Source organism: Streptomyces sp. NPDC058955, from assembly GCF_042741435.1.
GTDB lineage: Bacteria > Actinomycetota > Actinomycetes > Streptomycetales > Streptomycetaceae > Streptomyces.
Window position 1 is genome coordinate 1 of record NZ_JBHYKM010000212.1, and the last position, 5,662, is coordinate 5,662.

Here is a 5,662-nt window from a genome sequence, read left to right on the forward strand (position 1 = left end):
GAGGGGTGCAGGAGGAGTGGTGCGCGATACTGGGATTGAACCAGTGACCTCTTCCGTGTCAGGGAAGCGCTCTCCCGCTGAGCTAATCGCGCGGGACACACCCCGAGGGGTGCAGGAGGAGTGGTGCGCGATACTGGGATTGAACCAGTGACCTCTTCCGTGTCAGGGAAGCGCTCTCCCGCTGAGCTAATCGCGCGGGGGATCCGAGGATCCAGGACCCGAGGGTCCAGTGGACGATACTGGGATTGAACCAGTGACCTCTTCCGTGTCAGGGAAGCGCTCTCCCGCTGAGCTAATCGTCCTTGGAGGTGGAGACGGGATTTGAACCCGTGTAGACGGCTTTGCAGGCCGTTGCCTCGCCTCTCGGCCACTCCACCAGGAGTGATAACGGGGGTTCGGGAAGATCCCCCACATCGAGCGGACGACGAGATTCGAACTCGCGACCCTCACCTTGGCAAGGTGATGCTCTACCAACTGAGCCACGTCCGCTTGTCGTTTCCGGTCCGCTTGCGCGTCCCGGCGACGTGTTGAACTCTAGCGGATTCCCGGGCCAGCACAAAAACGCGTTTCCGCAGCGTGCTGACCTGCGGGCCCTTCGCGGCGCCCGGCCGGGCCTCTCGGAGGGTTCGAACGGTGTTCACCCGCCGTGTCCCGGAGGTCGCGCGCAGCCCCGCCCGCCACACACCCCCCTGCTCCCGCTCCGGCCGACCTAGACTCGATCCGTGTACGACCTTGCTCCCCTGGCCCGCTTCGGCGGCCTCGTCGCGACCGATCTCCGGGACGTCACCCATGACCCGGAGGCCCTGGACTCCGCGGGCTTCTGGGCCGTCTGCGCCGACTTCGAGGGCCGGCTCACCTGCGCCCGCTTCGGAGACGTCCGCAGGGCGCCGGTGCCGCCCGCCGTCCCCGGCGCCTGGTCCGGGCCCCGGCCCGGTGACTGGACGTCCTCGCTCGACCGCGCCGCGTACACCGCGGGCGTGCGGAAGGTGCGCGAGCACATCGCGCGCGGCGAGGTCTACCAGGCGAACCTCTGCCGGGTGATGAGCGCGCCGCTGCCCGACCCGGCCGCCGCCGACGTGGACGCCCTCACCGCGCTGCTCGCGGCCGGCAACCCCGCCCCGTACGCCGGGACGATCCGGCTGCCCGCGCACGGCGTGGAGATCGCCACCGCCTCGCCCGAGCTGTACCTCCGGCGCGAGGGCGGCCGGGTCTCCTCCGGCCCCATCAAGGGCACCGGCCGCACCGCCGCCGACCTCCTGCCCAAGGACCACGCCGAGAACGTGATGATCGTGGACCTGGTCCGCAACGACCTCGGCCGCGTCTGCGAGACCGGCTCGGTCGCCGTCCCCGCCCTCTGCGAGATCGAGGAGCACCCGGGCCTCGTCCACCTCGTCTCCACCGTCAGCGGGGTGCTGCGCGAGGGCGCGGGCTGGCCCGAGCTGCTCGCCGCCACCTTCCCGCCCGGCTCCGTCACCGGCGCCCCCAAGTCCAGCGCCCTGCGGATCATCGAGGCGCTGGAGACCGCGCCCCGCGGCCCGTACTGCGGCGGCATCGGCTGGGTGGACGCGGACAGCGGCCACGGCGAGCTGGCCGTCGGCATCCGCACCTTCTGGATCGACCGCCCGCAGGGCGTCCTCCGCTTCGGCACCGGCGCCGGGATCACCTGGGGCTCCGACCCGGAGCGGGAGTGGGAGGAGACCGAGCTGAAGGCCGCCCGGCTGGTCGCGATAGCGTCGGGCGCCTATGGATCGGGCGCCCCGGACACGGACGCTCCCGAGGCGAGCGGAAAGGCCATCACTCGATGAAGATCTGGGTCAACGGCGGGCTGTACGACGAGGAGGCCGCCCGGGTCTCCGTGCTGGACCACGGGCTGACCGTCGGCGACGGCATCTTCGAGACCGTCAAGGCCGAGCGCGGCGAAACGTTCGCTCTCACCCTCCACCTGGAGCGGCTCACCCGCTCCGCCCGCGGCCTCGGCCTGCCCGACCCCGACCTCGTCGAGGTCCGCCGGGCCTGCGCCGCCGTCCTGGAGGCCAACCCGATGGAGCTCGGTCGGCTCCGCATCACGTACACCGGCGGCCTCTCCCCGCTCGGCTCCGAGCGCGGCGACACCGGCCCCGGCCTGGTCGTCGCCGTCGGGGAGACCACCCGCCGCGCCGACACCACCGCCGTGATCACCGTCCCCTGGACCCGCAACGAGCGCGGCGCCCTCACGGGCCTGAAGACCACCTCGTACGCGGAGAACGTCGTCGCCCTCGCCCGGGCCAAGGAGGCCGGCGCCACCGAGGCCCTCTTCGGCAACACCGTCGGTCAGCTCTGCGAGGGCACCGGCTCCAACGTCTTCGTGGTCCTCGACGGCCGGATCCACACCCCGCCGGTCTCCTCCGGCTGCCTCGCCGGCATCACGCGCGCCCTCGCCGCCGAGTGGACCGGCGCCGTCGAGACCGACCTGCCGCTCGACGTGCTGGAGACCGCCGAGGAGGTCTTCCTCACCTCCACCCTGCGGGACGTCCAGGCCGTCCACCGCGTGGACGGGCGCGAGCTCACCGCCGCTCCCGGCCCGGTCACCGCCAAGGCGATGCGGATCTTCGAGGAGCGGGCCGCCGCGGACCGGGACCCGCGGCTCGGCTGAATCCGGATGACGGCGGCCCCGCCGGGTGGGTAGAACACCCCTGATGACCACCACCCTGCGGCCGACCGAGCCGCTCCAGCACTCCGCCGACGGCGGCCGCTCGCGCACCTACGACATCTGCGTGAACAGCCGCCGGGTCGGTTCCGTCCATGTCGCCACCGACCCCCACTTCGGGGCCGCCTCGGGGCTGATCGAACGGCTCCGGGTCGACGAGCCGGACCGGGGCCGGGGCCGGGGCACGGTGGCGGCGCTGGCCGCCGAGGAGGTGCTGCGCGGCTGGGGCTGCGGCGACGTGCAGATATCGGTCCCCGCCGACGCGGGCGCCGCGCTCGCCCTGGCCCGCGCCCTCGGCTACACCGAGATCAGCCGGAACATGGTGAAGGAACTGGCCGCCGAGGCGCCCGCGCCGCCGGCCGGCACCGACGCCCGTCCGATGACCGACGGGGAGTTCGCGCAGTGGGAGGCGGCCGCCAGGGAGGACTTCGCCCGCAGCTGGATCGACCGCGGCGTCCCCGAGGACCGGGCCCGCGCCAAGGCCGAGGCCAGCCACCGCGAGCTGCTGCCCCGGGGGCTCGCCACCCCCGGCACCGCGATCCAGGTGGTCCTCGCCGACGGACGGCCCGTGGGCCACGTGTGGACCGGGGTGCGGGAGCTGGAACCGGGGGTGAGCGCCGCGTACGTCTACGACGTGGCGGTCGCCGAGGACCAGCGCGGCAAGGGGTACGGCCGGACGCTGATGCTGCTCGCCGAGCGCGCGGCGCGGGAGGCCGGGGAGGCCCTGCTGGGACTGCACGTCTTCGCGGGCAACACCCCGGCGATCCGCCTGTACGAGTCGCTCGGCTACCGCACGACGTACGTCAACAGCGCCAAGCCGCTGCTCTGAGGCGCCGTCCGGGGCGGGGGCGCCGTCCGGGGCGGGCGGTCAGCCGGCCAGGAGGCGGTCGGCGATCTCCTCGATCCGGGCCCGCAGGCCCTCCTGGCTCTTGCCGCCGTCGAGGCGCTCCCCGCCGATCACGTAGGTCGGGGTGCCGGTGACCTTGAGGGCCTGGCCCTCGGCCTGGTCGGCGTCGACGGTGAGCAGGTGCCGGCCGTCGATCAGGGCCGTGTCGAACTCCTCGGCGTCCAGGCCGAGTCCGGCCGCCACCTCCAGGAGCACCGGCTCGCCCCGGTCGGCGAGGTCGGCGGTCCTGGCCAGCAGCGCCTCCGCGTACGGCCAGCCCTGCCCCTGGTCGGCCGCCTCCTCGGCGGCCTGGGCGGCGGCGTAGGCGTGCTTGTTCTTGGCCAGCGGGAAGTGGCGCAGCTGTACGTCGAGCCGGTCGCCGTACTTCTCGCGCAGGGCGTGGACGTCGTCGAGGGCCTGGAAGCAGTCCGGGCACTGGAGGTCGAACCACGCCTCCAGGACGACCGGGGAGGCGGATGCGGTGGTGGAGTCAGTCATGTCCCGCAGTCTTCCAGGTCTCCCGGCCGGGCCGCCCGGGCCCCCGATCGGCCCCGGCGCGGGCCGGACCGCGACCTGAGGAGGAGATCCCCCGGGGGACGACCCGGAGATCTCCCTGAGACCGGGCCGTGGGCGTGGCCCCGGGCGGCCGGGGCGGTGCAGGATGGAAGGGACGTATCACCCGGGACCTGGAGGACCGCATGCTCGCCGAGACCATCTGTTCCGCGGTGTCCGCGGCGGGCCTGGGGATCGCCGCGATCACGGCCTACCGGAAGAAGTACCTGTCCGCGGCGCGGATCGCCGCGTGGTCGCTGGTGCCGCTCGGCCTGGTGATGACCGGCGCCGTCGAGTGGGCCTTCGACACCGTCTTCAGCCCGGTCGCCTGGGCCGGCTTCGGCGTGCTCGGGGTGGCCTGGCTGCTCCTGCTGAGCGTCCGCGGCGTCGAGCGGCGCCGCGGTGGCCGGAAGGCGGCGGGCGGGGGAGCGGGGCCCGCGGCGGTCGCGCCCGGGGCCTCCGCACCGGCCGAGGGGCGGGAGGCGCTCGCCCGGCCCGCGTCCGGACCGGCGGCCGGCGCCACGAGTGGCGAGGACTTCAGCGACATCGAGGCGATTCTGAAGAAGCACGGAATCTGACCGCTTCTGGCCGTTGCCTGCCGGGCTGCGACCGGGCGGAGCGCCGGAGATCCACGGGAAGGGATGAACCGCCCCTCCGTGGGGCGGTTTCCGGTCTTCCGGGGGCGCGCGGTGCGCGATCATCCCCCCGAGATGCTGGATACCTCGCGGGAACCCGCCCCCGCCTCCGCCGAGTCCGTTCCCGCCGCCGACCCTCCGGTCGACGAACCGAGGGGCTGTCTCTTCGCGCTGTCGCAGCCGCCGCTGATGATCTTCCTGGCGGTGATCGGGGCGCTGCTCCTCATGGCGGCGCTGCACGACCTGTACGTGCTGTGAGGCGTCCCGCCGGCGTCCGCGCGCGGCGCGGGATCAGCCGGCGGCCTCCTTGCGGCGGGCCCGGTAGGCGGCCACGTGGAGCCGGTTGCCGCAGGTGCGGCTGTCGCAGTAGCGGCGGGACCGGTTCCGGGAGAGGTCGACGAAGGCCCGGCCGCAGTCCGGCGCCTCGCACCGGCGCAGCCGCTCGCGCTCGCCCGAGACCACGATGAAGGCCAGCGCCATCCCGCAGTCGGCGGCCAGGTGGTCGGCGACCGAGGCGCCCGGCGCGAAGTAGTGCACGTGCCAGTCGTAGCCGTCGTGGTCGGTGAGCTGCGGGGTCGTGCCCGCGGCGGCCACCAGCTGGTTGATCAGCGGGGCGGCGATCCTGGCGTCGGGGGCGGAGAAGACGGCGGCGAAGCGGTCCCGCACGTCGCGGACGCCCCGCAGGTCCTCCGGGGTCAGTTCGCCCACGTCGCTGATCCGGTGCTCGCGCACGAAGACGCCCAGCGCGGCGAGGTCCGTGAGCGTGTCCTCGCGGTCGCCCTGCGCGGCGGTGTTCATGAGATCGACGACGGTGTCGAGGGCGATCCGGGTGTCGTGGGGGATGAGCACGCTACGCTCCCTGGCCGGGGGGGGGGGGGGCGGGCGCGCGGAGGGGCGCGGAGA

General features: G+C 74.0%; 7 protein-coding genes and 5 tRNA genes. 5 read left to right on the forward strand and 7 right to left on the reverse strand.

What is annotated here, in order from left to right; genetic code table 11:
* Positions 1-17 precede the first annotated feature (17 nt).
* The 5 genes from ACFW1I_RS37705 to ACFW1I_RS37725 all read right to left on the reverse strand — a co-directional run bounded on the left by ACFW1I_RS37705 (position 18) and on the right by ACFW1I_RS37725 (position 489).
* Positions 18-92: transfer RNA gene (locus ACFW1I_RS37705), tRNA-Val, on the reverse strand.
* Between the two features lie 29 nt (positions 93-121).
* Positions 122-196, reverse strand: a tRNA-Val gene (locus ACFW1I_RS37710).
* A 34-nt stretch (positions 197-230) separates the two neighbouring features.
* Positions 231-302, reverse strand: a tRNA-Val gene (locus ACFW1I_RS37715).
* Between the two features lies 1 nt (position 303).
* Positions 304-377 (reverse strand) — tRNA-Cys (locus tag ACFW1I_RS37720).
* A gap of 39 nt (positions 378-416) precedes the next feature.
* Positions 417-489 (reverse strand) — tRNA-Gly (locus tag ACFW1I_RS37725).
* A 233-nt stretch (positions 490-722) separates the two neighbouring features.
* Between ACFW1I_RS37725 and ACFW1I_RS37730 the strand changes: the two genes are divergently transcribed.
* The 3 genes from ACFW1I_RS37730 to ACFW1I_RS37740 are packed head-to-tail and all read left to right on the forward strand — an operon-like array spanning position 723 to position 3,515.
* Positions 723-1,805, forward strand: a complete 1,083-nt coding sequence (locus ACFW1I_RS37730) for a chorismate-binding protein (protein ID WP_384678539.1) — start codon at positions 723-725, stop codon at positions 1,803-1,805.
* The gene (locus ACFW1I_RS37735) at positions 1,802-2,632 is read left to right on the forward strand and encodes an aminotransferase class IV (RefSeq protein WP_384678541.1); all 831 of its coding nucleotides are present in this window, start codon (positions 1,802-1,804) and stop codon (positions 2,630-2,632) included. The genes ACFW1I_RS37730 and ACFW1I_RS37735 overlap by 4 nt, the downstream gene beginning before the upstream one ends.
* A 43-nt stretch (positions 2,633-2,675) precedes the next feature.
* Entirely contained in the window at positions 2,676-3,515 is an 840-nt protein-coding gene (locus ACFW1I_RS37740) for a GNAT family N-acetyltransferase (protein WP_384678543.1), read from the forward strand.
* A gap of 39 nt (positions 3,516-3,554) precedes the next feature.
* Here ACFW1I_RS37740 and ACFW1I_RS37745 read toward each other — a convergent pair whose 3' ends face one another.
* Positions 3,555-4,070 carry a DsbA family protein gene (locus ACFW1I_RS37745; protein ID WP_384678545.1) on the reverse strand — a complete coding sequence of 172 codons (516 nt, stop codon included), beginning with the start codon at positions 4,068-4,070 and terminating at the stop codon, positions 3,555-3,557.
* Positions 4,071-4,270: 200 nt separating this feature from the next.
* On the opposite strand from ACFW1I_RS37745, the gene ACFW1I_RS37750 reads away from it, so the two are divergent.
* Both ACFW1I_RS37750 and ACFW1I_RS37755 read left to right on the forward strand, forming a co-directional pair.
* Entirely contained in the window at positions 4,271-4,702 is a 432-nt protein-coding gene (locus tag ACFW1I_RS37750) for a hypothetical protein (protein WP_384678547.1), read from the forward strand.
* Positions 4,703-4,834: 132 nt separating this feature from the next.
* Entirely contained in the window at positions 4,835-5,017 is a 183-nt protein-coding gene (locus tag ACFW1I_RS37755) for a hypothetical protein (protein ID WP_384678549.1), read from the forward strand.
* Between the two features lie 33 nt (positions 5,018-5,050).
* On the opposite strand, the gene ACFW1I_RS37760 is transcribed toward ACFW1I_RS37755, so the two are convergent.
* Complete coding sequence (locus ACFW1I_RS37760) at positions 5,051-5,608, reverse strand: CGNR zinc finger domain-containing protein (protein ID WP_384678551.1); 558 nt, start codon at positions 5,606-5,608, stop codon at positions 5,051-5,053.
* Positions 5,609-5,662: the final 54 nt, after the last annotated feature.